Consider the following 20,593-nt stretch of genomic DNA (forward strand, 5'->3'; position numbering starts at 1 on the left):
GCGTCTGCCTTCGGGGTCAGTGGCCCAGGGGCGCCGCCGAGGATGCGCCGCCCTGCTTCTCGGCGTCGGAGAACAGGAGAGTGGGCTCGGCGAGGATGTCGCGGCCGGCCTCGCTCCGGTAGATCCCGTCGACGCTGCCGAACCGGGCCTCGGTGTAGTCGAGGTCGAGCAGCGCGGCGGCCTGGCGGACCGATGCCTCGTCGGGCCCCTCGATCTCCAGGAAGGTGGGGAGGCCGGGCCAGGTGTCGAAGTCGAAGGCGACTTCGCCCAGGCGCCACTCCTCGCGGTAGTTCTCCTGGTGGCGGACCTCGGTGCAGCCGACCCGGCGCAGGATGTCGGCCATGGCGTGCAGGTCGGAGACCTCGGTCTCGATCTCCTTGGTGCCGTCGATCGTCGTGGCATCCGTGACCTGCTTGAGCGTGAGCGTCGAGCGGCTGTCCTCGTCGCGCAGCCGGAGCCAAGCCCCACTGTCGAGGCGGTCACTCTCGAAGATCGTGCGGGTGAGGAGGGTACGGGGGAGCGCCTGGACAGCGCCGAGAGCCGTCAACTTGGCCTGGAGGCCCACGACATCGACGGCCAGGAACTTCGCTTCGTACTCGTGCTTCATGGGCCCTCTCTCGGAAGCGGTGCGCGAACTCCAAGGATGCGTGGGGGTGGCGGTATGGCGCACGCGGATTGCTGCGCGGAAGGGAGGGGCCCGGACACTCGCGGCTTCCTCCCTTCACCTCACCTCCCGCTCGGTTCAGTTCAGCCGGTTCAAGCGCTGCCCCCGGCTCTCGGCCACCCGAAGCGCGTCGTGCAGAGCTTCCGTCAACCGCTCGGCGAGGAAGCGGAGTTCGCCGCGTGGGGTGCCCGGGAGCAGCTCGCGGGCGTGGGCGAGGAGTTCGGCGCCCATGCCGAGCTGGACGGACTCCGTCGCGTCGGCCAGACGGGACACGGGGCCGCCGTGCTCGTCGGTGATCAGGTAACAGGGCTTGCCCTCCTGCCCGGTCCGGGGCAACAGGCGGGGCCCGTACGGCGACTCGGGTTCCACCTCCATCAGGCGGCCTCCATCCCGTGGATCCAGTACGGGCCGGGCATGTCCAGCCCGAGGGTGGCCATCGCCGACTCCCGTCGCCGCAGCCGTTGTTCATGGGCGGTGAGGTACGGACGTACGGACCTGGTGGCGGTGCCGTCGAGCGGGGCGTTGGCGTCGGGGCCGTAGGGGCTGCGGTGGGTGGGGAGGGTGGCTCGGGCTGGGGGTGGAGTGGTGGGAGAGGGTGTGCGGTGGTGCGTGCTGGGTGGGATGAGCAGGGTGCTCACCCAGGCGATGAGGCGGTCGATAAGGTCGGTCACTGTCATCAGCTCCTGTCGGGAAATGCTGGTGGCCATGCCCCGGGGCGGCCGCAATCCGTCGCCGGGGTCTTTCAGAGCTACACCCTACTGCGGTCTACTGCTGTATGAGCGGTAGACTGTGAATCGCGCAGAATACTGCCGTCTGCGCATGGTGGTGCGGTGATGGAATTTGCTGCCGACATCCCCCGCTGGCGCCAGGTGGCCGAGGTGATCCGCCGCCGTATCGAGGACGGCACGTACCCGCCGCGGACCCGCATCCCGTCCGTCGTGGAGATCACCGCGGAGTTCGGCATCGCCGCCGTGACCGCGCAGAAGGTACACAAGGGCTTGCGCGCGGAGGGGCTCATCTATACCGAACCCGGCCTGGGTTCCTTCGTCGCCGAGCGCCCCGAGGGATGATCGGTCGGCTTCCTCTCGATGAGCAGCTCGGCGCTCTGCGCGAGGTGTTGTCCCGCAACGACGTGCTCGTCGAGGTCCTGGCCCGTGCCGCGACGCTGGATCTGCCCCGGTGGTACCTGACCGCCGGCTGTCTGTTCCAGACCGTGTGGAACGTGGTCACGGGCAGGCCGCCGACCCACGGGATCAAGGACTACGACGTCTTCTACTTCGATGACGGCGATCTGTCCTGGGAGGCCGAGGACCGGGCGATCCAAGCCGGGAGGGAGGTCTTCGCCGACCTGCCCGCCGAGGTCGAGATCCGCAACGAGGCCCGGGTGCACCTCTGGTACGAGGAGAAGTTCGGTGTGCCGTGCCCGCCGTACGCGTCCACCGAGGCGGCGATCGACAGCTTCGCGGCGACGACGTGCTGTCTGGGCGTACGACTGGAGCGGGACGGGCGGTGGCGGGTGTACGCACCGCACGGGCTGTCGGATGTCTTCAACCTCGTCGTCCGGCCGAACCCGGTGCTCGCTCCTCGGGCCGTCTATGAGGCGAAGGCGGCGCGGTGGCGGGAGCAGTGGCCCGAGCTGAGCGTGCTGGAGTGGCCTGGGTCGAGTGGTGTGGTGGCTGGTCCCGGCGACTGACGCGCGTGTCGCTGCTCGCGGGTCCAGGTCGGCCTAGCTCAGAGGCGCCGGAGCGCAGGCCGGGGCGCGTCGGTTGTACATGGGTTCGTATGCTCTCCCTGGTCCATTACTCTGGACGGGAAAGTGCATCGCATTGTACGGAGATCGCGCGTTAATCCTGGGAAGGCCCTGTGAAGATGCCCAGCGCTGAGCGTCTGCCCTCGTGGGCCGCCGTGGTCGGGCCGGTTGTGTCCGGCTCGGCTCTGCCTTCCGCGAATCTGCCCGCTGTCGTCGAGCCCGCCCCCGGGGGCTCTCGGGGGCGGCATCGAGGGGCGCGCAAGGGGTGGGGGACCCTCGGGGCCGTCGGGCTCGTGCTGTCCGGGGGGATATCCGTGCAGTTCGGCGGGGCGCTCGCCGTGACCCTGCTGCCCCGGGCGGGGGCCTTCGGCATCGTGACGCTGCGGCTGGTGGCCGCCGCCCTGATCATGATGCTGGTCTGCCGGCCCAAGGTGCGCGGGTACTCGCGCGGCGACTGGGGAGTGGTCCTGCTGTTCGGGCTCACCATGGCCGCCATGAACGGGCTGTTCTACCACGCCATCGGGCGGATCCCGCTCGGGCCCGCCGTCACCCTGGAGGTGCTCGGGCCGCTCGTGCTGTCCGTCGTCGCCTCCCGGCGTGCGCTCAATCTCGCCTGGGCCGGGCTCGCCCTCGCCGGGGTGTTCCTGCTCGGCGGAGGCGGCTTCGACACCCTGGATCCCGTAGGGGTTGCCTACGCCCTCGGCGCCGGTGCCATGTGGGCGGCGTACATCATCCTCAGTTCCCGTACGGGACGACGGTTCCCGCAGGCCGACGGGCTCGCGCTCGCCATGGTCGTCGCCGCCGTGGCGTTTCTGCCCCTGGGTGTCGTCGAGTCGGGCGGGAAGCTGCTCGACCCGACCACCGTGGCGCTGGGTGCTGCGGTGGGCGTGCTGTCGTCCGTGCTGCCGTACACCCTCGAACTCCTCGCCCTGCGGCGCCTGCCCGCCTCCACCTTCGCGGTCCTGATGAGCCTGGAGCCCGCCGTCGCCGCGCTCGCCGGTTTCCTGATCCTGCACCAGACCCTCTCCGCCCCCGAGGCCCTCGCCATCTCCCTCGTCATCGTGGCGAGCATGGGGGCCGTACGGACGCAGGTGGGGCGGAAGAAGGTCCCGGTGGTGGCGGGCGAGGAGTCCGCGGAATCGGCTGGATCAGCCGCATCGCCTCAGGTGCCCGCGCCCCGGAAACCCCTGGAGCTGGAGGCCTGACCGAGTGTCTGCCGCGCTCCGGTGAAGGTCAGGCGCCGCCGGTGCAGTTGACGTACTGGGCGTAGAACTGGATCGCCAGTGCCATGGCCTGGACGCGGGTCTGGTAGTCGGGTGCGGTCTGCGCCAGCAGTATGTACGTGTTGTAGGAGTCCAGGAACGCCTGGCAGGGGTCCGCCGCGGCGACGGCGGTGGTGGTCTGTGTGACCGGCGCGGCGCTCGCGGCGGGGGCGGCGACGACAAGCGCGCCCACGCAGCTCGCGGCGATGGTGAGTGAGGTGATGAGCCCTCGGACCCCGGTCATGCGCGTCATGCGCGTCATGCGCGTCATGCGTGTCATGCGTGTCATGGTGGCTTCCTTCCGCTGGGTCGCCGGACGGTTCCGGCGACCGGGCAGGAGCCTAGGTAGGCGCAGTGCGGAGGAAGTGGGCAAAGAGTGACCGCCGGTGCTCGCGCCGACGGTGCCGTCCTACGCCTCGATGTCCAGCGCCGTCCCGTACAGCCGGTGCGCCTTCAGGCGGATCACCAGTCTGCGCTCCGCCACCTGCTGCTCCAGGAACGCCTGTTCGTCCTCCGGCCTGGCTGCCACCGGGATCATCTCCAGCAGCTCCCGGCCTACCGCGTCACCCGGGACCGTCGTGACCTCGGATGCCTCCGCCTCGCCCTCCGCGACGGCGAACGACCACACGTCGCCGCCCGGGACATGCAGCGCCGCTCGCGGGTCGCGTCGCAGGTGTTTGACCTTGACTCGGTCGGCCGTCGTGGAGAAGCGGAGGGTTCGCGTGGCGGGGTCCCAGCTGTAGACCATGGTCGTCAGGTGCGGGTGACCGCTGCGTTTGTTGGTGGCCAGGGTGCCGAACTGCTGCTGGGTGAGGAGGTCGGAGAGTGCCTCGTCGGACAGGGTGCGCGGTGCGGGGCCTTGGGTCATGGTTGGGGTAACTGCCCAGGGTGTGCGCTGAATTCCGACGACAGAGTCACCTCGGTCGGCGTCGGCGTCGGTGTCGGTTCTGGTGCCGGTACCGCGAACAGGCGGAGTTGTAGGGCCAGCGTCGCGTAGTAGCCGACCAGGGTGGAGAGTTCGAAGAGGGTGCGCTCGCCGAGGGTGGCTCGGGCCTGCCCGTACTGGTCGTCGGTCAGGGTGCCGCCGTCGCGGACCAGGGCACGGGTGAGTTCCCAGGCCGCGTGCTCCACTGGGTCCGTCAGGCCGGGGTCGCCGCCCTCGCGCAGTGCCCGTAGTTCGGGTTCTGTCAGGCCTACGGCCGCGCCCACCCGTTCGTGGGCGTACCGCTCGAAGGCGCTGTCCCAGGACGCGGCCACCACCAGGATCGCGATCTCCCTTGTCCGTGGCGGGAGTTGGGAGGCGTACCGGATCGCCGCGCCCAGATCCTGGAGGGCCCTGCCCACGGCCGGGCTCAGCAGCATCGCGTTGAACGGGCCGTGCAGCCTGCCCTCGGGGTCCGTGAGGGCGAAGCGCTGAGGGCCCTTCGCGCGGGGGCCGCCAGCGATCGTCTCGTACAACTCCCGTTGGTCAGCGGTCAGTTCCGGGGGCGGGAAGAGGGGGAGGCGGGGGCTGCTCATCGGAATCGGATCTCCTCCGCCAGGGATGCCAGGTCCTCGTCCGTGGCCAGGCGGTTCTCCCGGCCCATCAACTCGCGTGCCTCGCCGAGGAGTTCATCCACCTGGGTGGGTGTGAGGTCGTTGACGCCCAGGGCCGTCAGGCGGTCGGCCAGGGTGTAGGGGCCGCTGTCCGGCGTGAAGGGGATCTCGCGTTCGTTGCCTACCAGGGTGGGTTCCAGGCAGTTGTGCAGGAGGGGGTCGATCGCTGTCTCCTGGGTGATGAGGTCCATGCCGCCCCAGCAGAAGGCGTGCGTGCCGGTCACCGGGTGGTTCCAGGCAGTTCGGTATCCCGTCAAGTCCTGTGCTGTACGGGCCAGTTGGGTCAGGCGGTCGGTTCGGATTCCCGTCCGTACGCCGTACAGCGCCTCGAAGGCCAGCGCGGTGGCCGCCAGGTCGGCGTTGCCGGGGCCGCCGCAGTAGCCGTTGACCGACAGCTCCACGGCGGTCGCGCCTGCCTGGACGGCGGCTACCGCGCAACCGACCGCCAGGCCGAAGGTGTTGTGCGGATGCAGGCCGACCTCGACGTCCGGAGCCAGTTCGCGCGTACGGCGGACCAGATGGCCGTACGCCTCCGGGCTCAGCGCGCCCGGGCCGTCGAACAGGGTCAGTTCGGTGGCACCGGCCGCGGCGAGCGCGGTGACCGACTCCGCGTGGCTCTCCTCGGTGGCGTACGAGACCATCAGCAGCGGGACGATCACGTCCAGGCCGGCGGAACGGGCGTGACGGATCAGGGCAACCGCCTTTGCCAGTACGGCCGTTCGGTCGCGCGGTGTTTCCGGGCGCCGCCACTCCTCGCCCCGCCAGGCTGCCGCGTAGACCGCCGGCTGGTAGATCAGGGACGTCTCGCCGAAGCCCTGCACCCAGACCTGTACGGCGTCGTAACCGGCCGCCGCCGCACGGTCGATGTCCTCCGGTGAGCGCATCAGGGGGCAGATCAGTCGACAGTTCGGGTTCTCGCCCTTCGCCAGGGCGACCTCGGCCTTCAGGGCGTCGTCGTCGCGTCCGGACAGTCCGGCGGTGACGACCTCCGGTACGCCCGTGCCCGCCAACTGCCGCAAGAACTCCGCCTTCTCGGCCGCGGAGGCCGTGACGCCCGGCAGGGTCTCCATCGAGCGCAGGGTGGCGTCCCGCAGTCGTACGGACGTCGGCAGTGAACCGACCACGTCCGTACGGCGGTTGAGCGGGCTCACCGACCAGCGGCCGGGCTCGTACGCGCCCGGTGCCCGGCGTGCGGCCAGCTCGGCGCGGAAGCGGGCGACCTCCTCGGGGGTGAACACGGGCGGCTTCTGCATCGGCGTCCTCCGGGAGTGGGGCTGGTTCGCACTCCCCATCCAAGCCCTCTGTCGACACCCTTGGCAATAGTCTCGCCTTTCACCGCTCACAGGTCCCTCGATGTTTACTTTCTGTCGACACTTGGCTAAGACTGTCGGCAGGTTCCGAAGCCGGACAGAGGTCCTGATCGAGGTCGACCCAGGGAGACTCCTGTGATCCAAGACGCGCCAGACGCCCACCCCGACCCCAGGCCGGGGGGAGCGCCGCCGGGGCGGCTCGCCGGGAAGGTCGCCGTCGTCAGCGGTGCCGGCAGTGTGGGGCCGGGCTGGGGCAACGGCCGGGCGACCGCCGTGATCTTCGCCCGTGAGGGCGCGACCGTGTACCTGACCGACCGGGACAAGGACTCGCTGGACGTCACCGCACAGCAGATCCGCGACGAGGGTGGCACCGTCCGCACCCATCTGCTCGACGTCACCGAACCGGCCGCCGTCCAGGCCTACTTCGACGAAGTCGAACGTCTCGCCGGCCGTATCGACATCCTTGTCAACAACGTCGGCGGGTCGCGGGCCGGTGGTGCGGTCGAGCTGAGCCTGGACGACTGGGACAGTCAGCTGCGTACCAACCTGACCAGCGCCTTTCTCGCCTGCAAGTACGTCATCCCGGTGATGCGGCGCGGCGGCGGGGGCGCCATCGTCAACACCGCCTCCTGCTCCGGGCTGCGCTGGACCGGCGCCGGGCAGGTCGGGTACGCGTCGGCCAAGGCCGCGGTCATCCAGCTGTCCCGGGTCACCGCCGTGCAGTACGGGCCGGAGGGCATCCGGGTGAACACCGTCGTCCCGGGGCAGTTGCACACCCCGATGGTCGAGGCCCGCCTTGCCGGGCAGCGCGCGGGCGGGGACGTGGAGAAGCTGCTGGCCCAGCGGCAGGCCCGGATCCCGCTCGGCTTCATGGGCGACGGCCGCGACACGGCGTACGCGGCACTGTTCCTGGCGTCCGACGAGGCGCGGTTCGTCACCGGTACGGAGATCGTGGTCGACGGTGGAATGACGGCCCGCTGTGACTGAGCCCACCGTCCAACCGGCGCCTGCCGCACCGCCCGTGTCCACGGTTCAGCCGCTGTCGGCACTTCAGCACATGCCCGCCGCCCAGGCCGCCGTACCACCCGCCGCCCCGACGCCCTCCCCCGGCTGTCCGCCCCCGCACCCCGCCCCGCGCACCCCCAACCTCCGTCTTCCGCCGGACAGTTGTGATGCGCACTGCCATATCTTCGGGCCCGCCGACGTCTTCCCGTACGCGCCCGAGCGCACTTTCACCCCGTACGACGCCCCCAAGGAGCAACTGCGGGCCCTGCACCGGCACTTGGGGCTCACCAGGGCCGTGGTCGTGCAGTCGTCCTGCCACGGGTACGACCACCGGGTGCTGTTGGACGCCCTGGCCGGCGGGGGCGGGCGGCTGCGCGGGGTGGCCCTGGTCGGTGAGCGGACGAACCGTGCCCAGGTCGAGGAACTGCACCGGGCCGGCGTACGGGCTTTCCGGCTCAACTTCCTTCCCCATCTGCGGACTCCGCCGACGCGGGACGAGATCGACGCGATCCTCGAACGCGTCGACGGGCTCGGCTGGGCGGCCCAACTCCATGTGCGGGGCGAGGAGATCGCCGTACTGGAGAGCCTCGTACGGGCCCTGCCGGGCCGGGTGGTCGTCGATCACATAGGGAGGGTCGACCTCGCCGCCGGCCGTGACGGACGGGCGCTGCGCAGTCTGCGCGCGCTTCTCGACACCGGGCAGGTGTGGGTCAAGGTCAGTGGCGTGGACCGGGTTTCGCGACAGGGGCCGCCGTACGCCGACGCCGTCGATCTCGCCGCGTCCCTGGTCGCCCACGCGCCCGAGCGGGTGGTGTGGGGGACCGACTATCCGCACGTCAACATCGTCGGCGACGCCCCGGACGACGGCCTGCTCGTGGACCTCGTCGAGCGGATCGCGCCGGACCCGGCGCATCTGAGACGCCTGATGGTCGACAACCCGGCTGAGCTGTTCGACTTTCCTGCCTGATTAGTGTCGGCAGATACACAGAATCTTTGAGTGTCGAACCCCTTGAAGGCGAAAAGTGTCGACAGTACTGTCCCGATTCCTACCCTCGTGAGGAAGAGCCGTTCCATGCAGACTTCGCAGACTCCGAGAAACCCCGGCCGCCGCGCCGTTCTCGCCGCCACCGCCTGTGCCGTCGTCCTGTCCATGGCCACCGCGTGCGGTGGGGAGGCCGCGACCGCGACCAGCGCGGACGGCAAGCCGAAGATCACCGTACTGCGGTCCAACGGCGCCATCTTCGAGCCGCTCTACATCGCCGAGCAGCAGGGCTACTTCGAGGACGCGGGACTCGACGTCACCATCAAGGCGGGCGCGCAGGACACCTCGCAGAACGCGCCCTCCGTCCTCAACGGCGAAGCCCAGTTCGCGATGACCGACAGCTCCGGGTTCCTCAAGGGTGCCGCCCAGGACATGCCGATCCGGATCGTGACGGGCCTTCAGTCCGCGACGACGAAGACCGATCCGACCGACGGTCTGCTGGTGAAGAAGGACAGCGAGATCACCTCGTTCGCCGATCTCGAGGGCAAGACGGTCGGTATCTCGGCGCTCGGCGGGACCATCCAGTTCATCTGCGAGTACCTCGTGCAGAAGGACGGCGGCGACCCGTCGAAGGTCAAGTTCGTTGCCCTGCCCACGACTTCGCTCACCGACGCCGCCACCTCGGGCAAGACGGACGCCGTCTTCTCCTTCGGCCCGTTCTACTTCGCCGCCAAGGACAGCGGCCTGCGCTCCATCGGCAACGGCATGAACGACCTGCCCGGCATGGTCCAGGGCGTGCTCTTCTCCAGCGAGGAGTACCTGTCCGCGAACGCGGCCACCGCGAAGAAGTTCATCGACGCCGTCGCCAAGGCGATCACCTACGCCAACGCCAACCCCGACGCGGTCAAGACCATCGACAAGAAGTACACCGAGGTGCCGGACGAGTTCATCGACGCGCACGACACCAACTTCTACGACAAGGACCTCGACACGACGGTCATGCGCACGGTGATCACCAAGATGCACGAGTTCGACCTGCTCGACAAGGAGCCGACGGACGACGCCGTGTACTGGGACCAGGCGCCGACCGTCACCGGCGAGGAGTAACACGATGGCGAGCAGTCCGACGGGGAGCAGTACGATGGGGAGTAGCTCCGCAGGAAGAGTACGACTGCTGCAACTCGGCGCCCTGGCCGCCGTGTTGGCGCTGTGGGCGCTCATCGCGGCGGTGGGCGTGGTGAGTTCGACCGCGCTGCCCGGACCGGCCTCCGTAGCCGCCGCGTTCACCGACCTCGTCGGCAGCGGGACCTTCTGGCAGGCCGTCGGCGACACCCTGCGCGGCGCGGTGACCGGGCTGGTCGTGGCCGTCGCCGTGGGAATCCCGGTGGGCCTGGTGACCGGGGTGTACGCGGCGGCCGAGGAGTCCTCACGGCTGCTGATGGAGATCCTGCGGTCGTTCCCGGTCATCGCCCTGCTGCCGGTGTTCCTGCTGGTCCTGGGCTCAACTCCCGGGATGAAGGCGACAGTTGTCTTCATCGCCTGCGTCTTCCCGGTGCTGCTCCAGGCCCAGTACGGCGCCCGCAGCGTGACCCCGGCGGTCCACGAGACCGTACGGTCCTACCGCGTCCCCCGCCTCCTGCGCTTCCGCCGCGTGATCCTGCCGGGCGCGGTCCCGTCGATCATGACGGGACTGAGACTGGCCGCGACCACCTCCGTGCTCGTCGCGATCGGCGTCGAGGTGCTGACGACCCTGCCCGGCATCGGCCACATGATCATGGAGTCCCAGCAGGCGGGCGTGTCGGCACGGGCGTACGCCTACATCCTCACCGCCGGAGCCATCGGGTACGCGATCACCATGCTGGCGCAGCTCGCCGAGCAGCGCCTGCTGCGCTGGCGACCGCCCACGCACCCGGGAGGGGAGTAGGCGCCATGAACCTCGCAACCTGGACGTTCTGGAAGCCGGTGCTGCGCCAACTCTGGCTGCCCGCCGTCGTGTTCGTGGTTCTCCTCGTCTCCACGGCGGGCAGCACCAGCTTCTACTTCCCGCCGCTGACCGAAGTCCTCGACGTGCTGTGGAGCGAACTGCTGCACGGCGGACTGGTCGAAGACCTGTGGTTCAGCCTCCGCAACATCGTCCTCGGCCTGGCCCTCGCCACGGTCGTCGGTGTCGGCGCGGGCCTCGTCATCGGCGAGGTACGCACCCTGCGCCTGGCCACCGGCCCCCTGCTCGACTTCGCCCGCGCCACCCCGACCGTCGGCTTCGTGCCGGTCATCATCCTCACCCTGGGGATCGGCTCCGGGCCCAAGGTCTTCCTGATCTTCCTCGGGTCCGTGTGGCCGATCCTTCTCAACACCGTCAGCGGCGTGCAGGCGATCGGCCCGGCGGTGCACGAGACCGTGCGCGGCTACCGCATCCCCTGGGCGCTGCGGATGCGCCGGGTCGTCCTGCCCGGCGCGCTGCCGCAGATCCTGGCCGGCATCCGGGTCGCGCTGTCGATCGCCGTCGTGCTGATGGTCGTCAGCGAGATCTACGGATCGCCCATCGGGCTGGGCAACTTCATCCTTCAGAGCGGGTCGAGCTTCCACGTCGCCGAGACCTGGGCGGGCACGATCCTGATCGGCGTCCTCGGCTACGTACTGAGCGTGCTGCTCCTGCTCGTCGAGCACGCCCTGCTGGGCTGGTACCACCAACGGGCGCCGCGCGCACGACGGGCCGTACGCCCGCCAACTCCCCCCCGCACAGCTGCCTTCCACGGAACGCGCCACGAGTAACGGAGTCGTCGTATGACACGCGGATCCAGCCTGTACGTCGAGGACGTCGGGATGAGTTTCGGCCGGGGTGCGCAGGAGCATCGGGTGCTGGGTGGGTTGTCGTTGCGGGTGGATCCGGGGGAGGTGGTGTGCATCGTCGGTCCGTCGGGTGCGGGTAAGACGACGTTGCTGCGGTGTCTGGCCGGGTTGACGCCGCCGACTCAAGGGGCGGTGCGGTACGGGGAGTTGCCGCTGTCGGCTCCGCACGCGGACATCGCGGTGGTCTCGCAGGACTACCGGGGTTCGCTGCTGCCGTGGATGCGGGTGTGGGACAACGTGGCGTTCCCGCTCCAGGGGCGGGGCGTGAGAAAGGCCGTACGCAGGCAGCGCGCTCTTGAGTGCCTGGAGGCGGTCGGGCTGGCGGACGTCGGCGAGAAGTATCCCTGGCAGCTGTCGGGCGGGATGCAGCAGCGGGTGGCGATCGCGCGCGGTCTGGCGTACGACGCGCCGGTGCTGCTGATGGACGAGCCGTTCGGCTCGGTGGACGCCCAGTCCCGCTTCGACCTGGAGGATCTGACCCTGGAGCTGCGGAGGCGGTTGGGGATCACGGTGGTTGTGGTGACGCATGACATCGACGAGGCGGTCTACCTCGGCGACCGGGTCGTGGTCCTGGGCGGAAAGCCCACGGCGGTCCTGGAGACGTTGACGATCCCCCTGGGCGCGGATCGCGACCAGCTGACCACCCGCGCGGATCCCCGGTTCACCGAACTCCGCACCCGCGTGCTGTCCCGCATCAGAGGCGAACGCGCGCCGAAAGTAACGGACTTGACGGAGCCCGTGGCTCGCTAGGGCACCTGAATCCCCCCTTTCCTTTCCTTTCCTTTCTCCTCCTCTCTTCCTTCTTTTCTCGGGCCGACGCCAAGAGTCGCTACCCCCAGCCCGAAAACCCCCTGAAACCCATGGAGTTCACAGTGCTGCGCACCAACATCAGCTACCGGTCCCGCAATCGCGCCCTTCTCGTGGCGGTCGCCGCCGTACTCGCGCCGCCGGTCCTCGTACCGGCCACCGCCCGCGCCGCAGCGGCGGACACGATCACCGTCGCAGCCGGGGAGACCCTGACGCTCACGGAGACCACCACCGCGAGCGCCCTCGTCATCGAGGAGGGCGGTGCCATCGCCGTCCCGGACGGCTACAGCCTCAGCCTCACCGTCAACGGGGTCGAGATCGGAAGCGAGTTGGCCGAACTCACCGACGGCTACGGCGGAGTGGCGACCGCCATCGCGGCGGGCACCTACTCCGGAACGGTCGTCCTGGCCGTCGCCGAGGCCACCGACGTCGCCTACGACGACCTCACCTTCCCCTTCCGCCAGGCCCTGTACGTGGACGCCGACGGCGTCGACGAAGCCAAGTCCGTCCCCTCGGCGGTCCTCGGCGGCACCGTCACCGACACGGGCGCGAGCGACATCCGGCTGCTGTCGGACGGCGAGGCGTTCAACGGCGTGTACGTCGCCGGCGGCGGCACCTACACGCTCACGAACCCGCAGGTCGCGTACGTCGGGAACGGTCGCTGCGACTTCGTCGGGTACGGCGCCTCCATCGTCGGCACGGGCGAGGGCACGACGCTCGTCGTGGACGGCGCGACCATCAGCAACGAGGGCGTGGTCCGCACCGCGGTCATCGCCGACGCCACCGCCAACGTCGTCGTCAAGAACTCCACGCTGCACTGCGCCGACGGCACGGTGCCGGAGGAGTACCCGACCTCCGGCACCGGCGACACCCGGTACATGATCACCGTCCCGTGGATGCTGGGCCTGTCGGGCAACGTCCGTACGACCAACCTGCTCGGGACGAGCACCAAGCTGTCCTTCGTCAACTCCTCGATCTCGTCGGAGAAATGGGGTGCCCTGTCGGTCGACGGCGGCAGCTACTGCACGCTCACCGCCATCAACAGCAAGATCGCCAACACCGCTGGCCAGGGCTACGGTTCGTACGCCATCGGCAACGTCACCGAGCACTTCCTGGGCTGCACCTTCGACGTCGGGGACTACGCCCTCATCCACTGGGGCTCCTCGGCCCACTACGGCGACAGCACGGCCGACGCGGTCGCCGACCTGAACGACTCCCTCGAACTGGGCTTGACGAGTGCCGAGTTGAGCGCGCTGTCCGAGCAGCCGACGGTCATCAACGCCGGTCGCTTCATGGTCCTCTGGTACGCGGCCGGGTCGGTCACCATCGACGGCGGTACCCAGGTCAACACCGGCGAGACCGCGTTCATGTGCAAGGCGGTCGCGGGCACCGTCACGGCCGACGGCTCGGACGGCGCAACGATCAACCCCGGCAACGGAGTTGTCTTCCAGCTGATGGACTCCGACCGCCCGAGCAGCGTCACGGTCTCGGGGAAGGCGTGGAAGACGGAGACCATAGGCACGTACACCGAGCCCACCGGCTCCCCCACCAAGTCCTCCTCCTGGACGACGACTTCGTCCCAGTCCACCGACGCGAAGGGCACGTTCACGGACATCGCCCTGACCGGCGACTTCTACAACTCGGTCTGGGGCGGCGGCAACGGCAGCATCCAGGGCCAGAACCTGACCCTGTCCTTCACCCGCTCGACGGTCGAGGGCGTCATCTCCGCCTCCACCGCCAAGCACGCCGTCTCCACGATCACCTCGGCGGAGTACCGCCAGATCAGCGAGGTCACCAACACCCCGAGCGCGGTCGTCAACAATGGCGTCCTGGTAACCCTGGGCGTGGGCTCGACCTGGACGGTAACCGCCACGTCGTACCTGAGCGCCCTCACGCTCGCCTCCACGGCAACGATCGAGGCCCCGACGGGCAAGACGGTAACCCTGACGGTCAACGGCACGGCGACAGCGATCACGGCGGGCCGCTCCTACACCGGAGCAATCACACTGACGGTCGCGTAGCGACAACTAAAGAACCGGCCCCCGGGATTTGGATGCGAACCGATTCCCGGGGGCCGGAGCTTTGAACAGGGGATAGGGGGGGGCCGACCTAGGGGCGCGGGGAACTGCGCGACAAGCCCCCACCGGCCGGCACCCACCCAACTACCCCTACGCCCCCACCATGTTGTAGCCCCCGTCAGCAATCAAGAATCCACCCGTAATATGCCGCGCATCCTCCGTAGCCAAAAACAACGCAGTCCCCGCAAGTTCCTCAGGCCCAGGAATCCGCCCCATAGGCGTAGCCGCCCGCAGAACATCCCCCCGCCCACTCTTCCAGTCGTCCCGCCCAAGCGTCGCCGCAGTCTCAATGAACCCCGGCGCGAAGACATTCACCCGAACCCGCGGAGCGAACGCCTGCGCATACGACTTGGTCAGCCCGATGATCCCGTACTTGGCGGCCGCGTACTGCGGCGCCCGCGCACTCCCTCGTACGACCACGGTGGAACCGACGTTCACGATCGAGCCGCCGCCCTCCTGCTCCAGCATCCGCGCCCCGAACTCGTGCGTGCACAACAGCGTGCCCTTGATGTCGACGGCGAGGACATGGTCGATGGACTCCTCCGTGATGTCCCGCCAGGACATCTGCTCGCGGGCGACGTCGCCGACGTTGTTCACGGCCACGTCGAGGCGCCCGAAGCGCGACCAGACCTCGTCGGCGAGGCGCTTGATCTGGTCGTGCTCGGCGATGTCGGCCTGGACGACGAGGGCCTTGCGGCCAAGTTCCGTGACGCGCCGGGCAGTTGCCTCGGCGCCGGACCGGGAGCTGCGGTAGTGCACCGCGACGTCGGCACCTTCCTGCGCGGCCCGTACGGCGATCTCGGCGCCGAATCCGGTACCGGCACCGGTGACGAGGACGGTCTTGCCGGCGAAGCGTTCGGATACGGGAGTCACGGGGGTCATTGGGGCTCCGTTCATGAGATCTGTTGCCGTGGAGGCGAGTTGGAGGACACGGATGTCATACGAGGGTCCGCCCGCCGTCGACATACAGCACCTGTCCGGTGACGAACGCCGACTCGTCGGAGGCGAGGAAGAGGACGGGGCCGGTCAGATCCCCGGGCCGGCCGAGGCGTCCGGCGGGGACGAGCGACTCCAGGGACGCGCGTACGCCGGGCCGGGCGAGGTAGTCGCGGGTCAGCTCGGTCTCGGTGTAGCCGGGGGCAACGGCGTTGACGGTGACGCCGGTTGGCGCCCACTCGCGTGCCATCACCCGCATCAGCTGGTTCACCCCGCCCTTGGTCGCCGCGTACGGCGAGTGGTCCGCGTGCGCGAGCAGCCCCGAGACGGAGGACAGGTACACGATCCGCCCGTATCCGGCGGGCACCATCACCGCGCCGACGGCCCGGCCCAGCCAGAAGGCGCTGTCGAGGTTGATGGCGGTGATCCGCTCCCACACCTCGTCGGGCGTCTCCAGCACCGGACGCCGGTCGTTGGCGCCCACCGCGTGCACGAACACGTCGATTCCGCCGAGGAGTTCGACCGTACGGCCGACAGCGGCACGGCAGGCGTCCGCCGAGGTGAGGTCGACGGCCAGCCCGCTGACGGAACCGGAGGTCTCCTGCTGGACCTGGTCGAGTTTCGCCTTGTCGACGTCGAGGACGAGCACCGACGCGCCCGCCCCGGCCAGTGCCCCGGCCACCGCCGCTCCGATGCCACCGGCGCCGGCGACCAGCGCTCGCGTTCCCGTGAAGTCCCATGTAGCGCGCATGGTCCGGACGGTAAGCCACGACATGGTTTTGTGTCCACACTTGACGCGTCTATTGACGCTCAACCACACCATTGGCAGGCTGTCTGTCGACAGTTAAGGCCCATGTGGGTGGTTGAGCGAGGTCGGAGATCCGATGAAGCTGGTGACGTTCGACGAGGGACTGGTGGGGCGGCTCGACGGGGAGACCGTCGTGGAGCTGGAGGTGCCCTCGACGCGTGCGTTCTTCGCGCACGAGGGCCAGGTCCGGGAAACCGGGCAGACGTTCGCGCTCGCGGACGTACAGCTGCGCGCCCCGATCGTGCCGAAGAAGTTCTTCCACACGGCCGGCAACTTCCGTGAGCACCATGAGGACCTGGTCCGGGTCGACTGGTCCCACCCGGTCAACAAGGGCATCGTCTTCTTCCAGAACGTCGACGCGGTCATCGGTCCGGACGAGCCGATCGTGTACCCGGCGAACCTCACCCGGGAACTCGACTACGAACTCGAACTCGCCATCGTCATAGGCAAACCCGGCAAGTTCTTCTCCGCCGAGGAGGCCGTCGAACACATCGCGGGCTACCTGGTGTTCAACGACATCACCGCGCGCGACATCCAGCGCCGGGAGATGGAGTCCGGGGTCTTCTCCTTCTCCAAGGCGATCGACACGTTCTGCCCGATCGGCCCGTACATCGTCACGGCGGACGAGATCGACGACCCGCACGACCTCGACATGGAACTCCGGGTCAACGGCGACGTACGCCAGAAGTCCAACACCTCCCGGATGTCCGTCTCGATCCCGCAGCTGGTCGCCTACCACTCCCCGCAGATCTACAGCGCGGGCGACATCATCACCACGGGCACGATCGCGGGCGTCGCCGCGAGCACCCCGGACCCCTTCGCGAACTACCTCAAGCCCGGTGACGTCGTCGAGGCCGAGATCGAGGGCCTGGGCGTGCTGCGCAACCCGGTGATGTCCTGGAAGGACGCGTACGGCACCGAGGAGCCGCCGGCCGGACAGTGGGAAGCCTGAGCCGATGCGCATCGCACAACTCGCCGGTCGTACCGTCCTGTTGACGGGCGAGGGCGCCATCCCGGTCCCGGCCGAACTCGCGACCGACCTCTTCGCCCATTGGGGCGACGTTCGTGAGTGGTCGAGGTCCGCCACAGGGGCCCGCCCCTACGACCCGGCCGACCTCCAGGCACCCGGCCTCCCCGCCCCCCGCCAGATCTTCGCCGTCGCCCTCAACTACCGCCCCCACACAGCGGAAGCGGGCTACGAGGAACCCTCGGCCCCCCTCGTCTTCACCAAGTTCCCGACCTGTCTCACCGGCCCGAACACCACCGTCGACCTGCCGCCGGGCAACGTCGACTGGGAGCTGGAACTGGTCGCGGTCATCGGCAGCGAGGCGCACAAGGTGCCCGTGGAGAAGGGCTGGGACCCGGTCGTCGCGCTCACCGTCGGCCAGGACCTGTCCGAGCGGATCGCCCAACTTGCGGGCCGTCCAGCCCAGTTCTCGCTCGCCAAGTCGCATCCCGGATTCGGTCCGGTCGGTCCCGCCCTCGTCAGCCTCGACGAGATCGACGCCGCCGGGCACCGGGACGACCTGGAGCTGACCTGCGAGCTGAACGGTGAGGTGGTGCAGCATGACCGCACCGGCAACATGATCTTCCCGATTCCCCAACTCGTCTCGTACCTCAGCGAGTTCTGCACCCTCCTCCCCGGCGACCTCATCTTCACGGGCACCCCGGCGGGCGTCGGCAACCGCCGCACACCGCAGCGGTTTCTCGCGCCGGACGACGAACTGGTCAGCCGCATAGGGTCGGTGGGGGAGATGCGGCACCGCTTCCGGAGGACGGCCCCATGACCCGTACGCTCTTCACCGACGTCCAGATCTTCGACGGCACCGGACGCGACCCGTTCCCGGGCCAGGTGCTCGTCGAGGGCGACCGCATCACCGCCGTCGCCGCCGAAGTGCCCCGCGACCAGCGGGCGGACGCCAGGGTGATCGACGGCGGCGGAGGCACCCTCCTCCCCGGTCTCGTCGACGCCCACGCCCACCTCGGCTTCGGCTCCACCGTCGAGCACCTGTCCCGGCGCCGCGACGAACCGCCGGAGGAGAAGGCCCTGTTGGTGGCCCACGCCGGCCGGGTCCTGCTCGACCACGGGATCACCAGCGCGTACTCCGGCGGCAACCGGCTGCCCGGTACGGAGATCGCGGCCCGCAAGGCGTTCGCCGAGGGGTGGATGCCCGGCCCGCGCCTGAAGGCCGCCTCCTGGGAGGGCAGCGCCGGCATGGTCGAACCGGGCGTGTACGACTTCCCGGGCATCGACGGCCGCGCCTCCGACCCCGACTCGGTCTCCCGCTTCGTGACCGACATGGCCGAACTCGGCGTCGACATCATCAAGTTGTCCCTCTCCGGGGAGAGCGCCGTCGTCCAGGGCACCTCGCGGATCGTGCAGTTCACGGACGAGGAGGTCGCCGCCGCCTCCCGTACGGCGGAGAAGCACGGCGTCTGGCTCACCGCCCACGCGCACGCCGCCGAGTCGATCAAGATGGCCGTACGGCACGGCATCCGCGCCGTCTACCACTGCACCTTCGCCGACGAGGAGGCCCTCGACCTCCTCGAAGCCGCCCGCGACCGGATCTTCGTCGCCCCGACCCCCGGCATCATCCACGCCAACCTTCACGAGGCCGGCGGCGAACCCGAGCCCGGCATGGAGGTGGAGGCGACCGCCGAGGCCGTACGCCGGGTCGTGCCCGAGTTGGTCCGGCGAGGCATCCGCGTCGTCCCCGGCGGCGACTACGGCTTCGCCTGGAACCCGGTGGGCCGCAACCTCCGCGACCTCGAACTCTTCGTCGACTGGTTCGGTTTCACCCCGGCCGAGGCACTGCGCGCGGCGACCGGACACGGCGGTGAGGTGATGGGCCTCGGCGACCGACTCGGACTGGTCCGGGCGGGGTTCCTCGCCGACCTCGTGCTTGTCGACGGCGACCCGCTGGCCGACATCCGCATCCTCCAGGACCGCGACCGGCTCGCGGTCATCATGAAGGACGGCCGACTGCACAAGCAGAGGACGGCCGGGTGACCGGCCAGATGACCGACCCGGCAATCCAGGTCCGTACCCGCACCGGCCGACTGAAGGGGCGCTGGGAAGGCGGGGTGGCCGTCTTCCGCGGCACCCCCTTCGCGGCGCCGCCCGTCGGCGACCTGCGCTGGCGGCCACCCCAGCCGCCCGCCGCGTGGGACGGCGACCGTCCCGCGTACGACTTCGGCCCCGCGCCCCTGCAACCGCAGCCGCCCCGCGACTCGATCATGTTCCACACCAACTTCGCCGACCGGCGGGCCCTGGTGATGAGCGAGGACTGCCTCTACCTCAACGTCTGGACCCCGGAACCGGCCAGTGGCGGCCTGCCGGTCATGGTGTGGATCCACGGCGGGGGCAACCGCTACGGCCACGGCGGCCAGGAGATCCACGACGGCCGCTCCCTGGCCCGCCGGGGCGTGGTCGTCGTCACCCTCAACCACCGACTGGGCGCCCTCGGTTTCCTCGCCCACCCCGGCCTGGCCGCCGAGGACGACCTCGGCGCGTCCGGCAACTACGGCCTCCTGGACATCGTCGCGGCCCTGACCTGGGTACGGGAGAACATCGCGGCCTTCGGCGGCGACCCCGACCGCGTCACCCTCGCCGGCAACTCCGCCGGAGCCGCCCACATCTGCCACCTCATGGCCTCCACCACGGCCCGCCCCCTCTTCCGGGCCGCGATCGGCCAGAGCGCCTCGGGCATCGGCAGGGCGGAGGGCCCGCTCCCGGACCAGGACGCCGCGCAACGGCAAGGGCTGCGCTGGGCAGGGGAGTTCGGAGAGTCCGGAGGGTTCGGGGACCGGGACATCGCCGCGCTCCGTCGCACCGACGGCGTCGAGCTGGTCCTGAAGGGCCACTTCGGCCCGGTCGTCGACGGACGAGCACTGACCGCCCCGAGCGACGACATCTTCGCCGCCGGACATCAGCACGCCGTACCGCTGCTCGTGGGCACCAACTCCGACGAAGGGTCGGTGTACGCGACCCTGGACGCCGTACGCAGCCTGCCCGTCGAGCCGGGCACGGACGAGCTGTACCCACTCCGAGACGGCGACCAAGTCCGCTGTACGGCACGCCAGTTCACCGGCGAGAGCCGCTTCACCTACCCCGTCTGGCACTGGGCGCGTGCCCACAGCACCGTCGCCCCGACCTGGATGTACCGCTTCACCCGTACGCCCCCGCTGCCACCCGACCTCGACCTGGCACCGCCCCGCGACGGCCTCCCGGGATACGGCGTCCACCACACCGCCGAACTGCCCTACGTGCTTGACAACTTGGACGCCAGACCCTGGCCCTGGACCGAGACCGACCGCACGCTGGCGCGAACCATGGCGGACACCTGGGTGCGCTTCATCGAGACGGGCGACCCCAACGGCGCCGAAGGCCTGCCCAGTTGGCCCCGGTTCACCGGTACGGAGGCGATGGTCTTCGGCGGTGAGGTGACTCCCGTAGAGCGGGGGAGTGTCGACCGGCTGGACGCGATGCGGCTGCTGGCGACGCTGCCCCGCCCCCTCTGACACCCCGCCTCCTCTGACACCCCC

General features: G+C 69.7%; 23 protein-coding genes. 14 read left to right on the forward strand and 9 right to left on the reverse strand.

All coding sequences use genetic code 11. The features are described from left to right. Window positions 1-16 precede the first annotated feature (16 nt). From OG787_RS27005 to OG787_RS27015, 3 genes are all read right to left on the reverse strand, one after another. Window positions 17-607 carry a class IV adenylate cyclase gene (locus OG787_RS27005; RefSeq protein WP_405536662.1) on the reverse strand — a complete coding sequence of 197 codons (591 nt, stop codon included), beginning with the start codon at window positions 605-607 and terminating at the stop codon, window positions 17-19. Window positions 608-742: 135 nt separating this feature from the next. Further along, window positions 743-1,039: a hypothetical protein gene (locus tag OG787_RS27010; RefSeq protein WP_405536663.1), complete on the reverse strand. Its 297-nt coding sequence runs from the start codon at window positions 1,037-1,039 to the stop codon at window positions 743-745. After that, window positions 1,039-1,335, reverse strand: a complete 297-nt coding sequence (locus OG787_RS27015) for a hypothetical protein (protein WP_405536664.1) — start codon at window positions 1,333-1,335, stop codon at window positions 1,039-1,041. The genes OG787_RS27010 and OG787_RS27015 overlap by 1 nt, the downstream gene beginning before the upstream one ends. Window positions 1,336-1,497: 162 nt before the next feature. Here OG787_RS27015 and OG787_RS27020 point away from each other — a divergent pair, with 162 nt between their 5' ends. From OG787_RS27020 to OG787_RS27030, 3 genes are all read left to right on the forward strand, one after another. Further along, complete coding sequence (locus OG787_RS27020; RefSeq protein WP_329282983.1) at window positions 1,498-1,734, forward strand: winged helix-turn-helix domain-containing protein; 237 nt, start codon at window positions 1,498-1,500, stop codon at window positions 1,732-1,734. Then, window positions 1,731-2,357, forward strand: coding sequence for a nucleotidyltransferase family protein (locus OG787_RS27025; protein ID WP_405536665.1), 627 nt, complete (start codon window positions 1,731-1,733; stop codon window positions 2,355-2,357). The genes OG787_RS27020 and OG787_RS27025 overlap by 4 nt, the downstream gene beginning before the upstream one ends. A 176-nt stretch (window positions 2,358-2,533) precedes the next feature. After that, entirely contained in the window at window positions 2,534-3,619 is a 1,086-nt protein-coding gene (locus tag OG787_RS27030) for an EamA family transporter (protein WP_405536666.1), read from the forward strand. Between the two features lie 28 nt (window positions 3,620-3,647). Here OG787_RS27030 and OG787_RS27035 read toward each other — a convergent pair whose 3' ends face one another. From OG787_RS27035 to OG787_RS27050, 4 genes are all read right to left on the reverse strand, one after another. Next, window positions 3,648-3,956: a hypothetical protein gene (locus OG787_RS27035; protein ID WP_405536667.1), complete on the reverse strand. Its 309-nt coding sequence runs from the start codon at window positions 3,954-3,956 to the stop codon at window positions 3,648-3,650. A gap of 129 nt (window positions 3,957-4,085) precedes the next feature. Next, a complete protein-coding gene (locus tag OG787_RS27040; protein ID WP_369036475.1) occupies window positions 4,086-4,544 on the reverse strand; it encodes a TIGR03618 family F420-dependent PPOX class oxidoreductase in 459 nt (152 codons plus the stop codon). Next, window positions 4,541-5,194, reverse strand: coding sequence for a carboxymuconolactone decarboxylase family protein (locus OG787_RS27045; protein WP_405536668.1), 654 nt, complete (start codon window positions 5,192-5,194; stop codon window positions 4,541-4,543). Before OG787_RS27045 ends, OG787_RS27040 begins: the two co-directional genes overlap by 4 nt. Next, window positions 5,191-6,525 carry a hypothetical protein gene (locus tag OG787_RS27050; RefSeq protein ID WP_405536669.1) on the reverse strand — a complete coding sequence of 445 codons (1,335 nt, stop codon included), beginning with the start codon at window positions 6,523-6,525 and terminating at the stop codon, window positions 5,191-5,193. The genes OG787_RS27045 and OG787_RS27050 overlap by 4 nt, the downstream gene beginning before the upstream one ends. Before the next feature lie 192 nt (window positions 6,526-6,717). On the opposite strand from OG787_RS27050, the gene OG787_RS27055 reads away from it, so the two are divergent. The 7 genes from OG787_RS27055 to OG787_RS27085 all read left to right on the forward strand — a co-directional run bounded on the left by OG787_RS27055 (window position 6,718) and on the right by OG787_RS27085 (window position 14,247). Continuing rightward, the gene (locus OG787_RS27055; RefSeq protein ID WP_369036478.1) at window positions 6,718-7,569 is read left to right on the forward strand and encodes an SDR family NAD(P)-dependent oxidoreductase; all 852 of its coding nucleotides are present in this window, start codon (window positions 6,718-6,720) and stop codon (window positions 7,567-7,569) included. Next, a complete protein-coding gene (locus tag OG787_RS27060) occupies window positions 7,562-8,554 on the forward strand; it encodes an amidohydrolase family protein (protein ID WP_405536670.1) in 993 nt (330 codons plus the stop codon). The genes OG787_RS27055 and OG787_RS27060 overlap by 8 nt, the downstream gene beginning before the upstream one ends. A gap of 105 nt (window positions 8,555-8,659) precedes the next feature. Continuing rightward, window positions 8,660-9,676, forward strand: a complete 1,017-nt coding sequence (locus tag OG787_RS27065; RefSeq protein WP_405536671.1) for an ABC transporter substrate-binding protein — start codon at window positions 8,660-8,662, stop codon at window positions 9,674-9,676. Between the two features lie 34 nt (window positions 9,677-9,710). After that, a complete protein-coding gene (locus tag OG787_RS27070; protein ID WP_405536673.1) occupies window positions 9,711-10,493 on the forward strand; it encodes an ABC transporter permease in 783 nt (260 codons plus the stop codon). A 5-nt stretch (window positions 10,494-10,498) separates the two neighbouring features. Beyond that, window positions 10,499-11,341 (forward strand): ABC transporter permease, encoded by an 843-nt coding sequence (locus tag OG787_RS27075; RefSeq protein WP_405536674.1) that lies wholly within the window; start codon window positions 10,499-10,501, stop codon window positions 11,339-11,341. Window positions 11,342-11,353: 12 nt separating this feature from the next. Further along, window positions 11,354-12,169, forward strand: a complete 816-nt coding sequence (locus OG787_RS27080; protein WP_405536675.1) for an ABC transporter ATP-binding protein — start codon at window positions 11,354-11,356, stop codon at window positions 12,167-12,169. Between the two features lie 110 nt (window positions 12,170-12,279). After that, window positions 12,280-14,247 (forward strand): hypothetical protein, encoded by a 1,968-nt coding sequence (locus OG787_RS27085; RefSeq protein ID WP_405536676.1) that lies wholly within the window; start codon window positions 12,280-12,282, stop codon window positions 14,245-14,247. Window positions 14,248-14,394: 147 nt separating this feature from the next. On the opposite strand, the gene OG787_RS27090 is transcribed toward OG787_RS27085, so the two are convergent. Both OG787_RS27090 and OG787_RS27095 read right to left on the reverse strand, forming a co-directional pair. Continuing rightward, on the reverse strand, window positions 14,395-15,186 hold the full coding sequence (locus OG787_RS27090) for an SDR family NAD(P)-dependent oxidoreductase (RefSeq protein ID WP_405536678.1): 792 nt from the start codon (window positions 15,184-15,186) through the stop codon (window positions 14,395-14,397). 55 nt (window positions 15,187-15,241) lie between these two features. Further along, complete coding sequence (locus OG787_RS27095) at window positions 15,242-15,991, reverse strand: SDR family NAD(P)-dependent oxidoreductase (protein WP_369033069.1); 750 nt, start codon at window positions 15,989-15,991, stop codon at window positions 15,242-15,244. A gap of 133 nt (window positions 15,992-16,124) precedes the next feature. Here OG787_RS27095 and OG787_RS27100 point away from each other — a divergent pair, with 133 nt between their 5' ends. From OG787_RS27100 to OG787_RS27115, 4 genes are read left to right on the forward strand one after another with little or no spacing between them, the layout of a single operon-like run. After that, window positions 16,125-17,000 (forward strand): fumarylacetoacetate hydrolase family protein, encoded by an 876-nt coding sequence (locus OG787_RS27100; protein WP_405536679.1) that lies wholly within the window; start codon window positions 16,125-16,127, stop codon window positions 16,998-17,000. Between the two features lie 4 nt (window positions 17,001-17,004). Beyond that, the gene (locus tag OG787_RS27105; protein WP_405536680.1) at window positions 17,005-17,835 is read left to right on the forward strand and encodes a fumarylacetoacetate hydrolase family protein; all 831 of its coding nucleotides are present in this window, start codon (window positions 17,005-17,007) and stop codon (window positions 17,833-17,835) included. After that, on the forward strand, window positions 17,832-19,058 hold the full coding sequence (locus tag OG787_RS27110; protein WP_369033066.1) for an amidohydrolase family protein: 1,227 nt from the start codon (window positions 17,832-17,834) through the stop codon (window positions 19,056-19,058). Before OG787_RS27105 ends, OG787_RS27110 begins: the two co-directional genes overlap by 4 nt. An 8-nt stretch (window positions 19,059-19,066) precedes the next feature. Next, window positions 19,067-20,569: a carboxylesterase/lipase family protein gene (locus OG787_RS27115; protein ID WP_405536681.1), complete on the forward strand. Its 1,503-nt coding sequence runs from the start codon at window positions 19,067-19,069 to the stop codon at window positions 20,567-20,569. The last annotated feature ends 24 nt before the right edge of the window (window positions 20,570-20,593 follow it).

The sequence above is a fragment of the Streptomyces sp. NBC_00075 genome (genome assembly GCF_045041225.1).
GTDB lineage: Bacteria > Actinomycetota > Actinomycetes > Streptomycetales > Streptomycetaceae > Streptomyces > Streptomyces adonidis.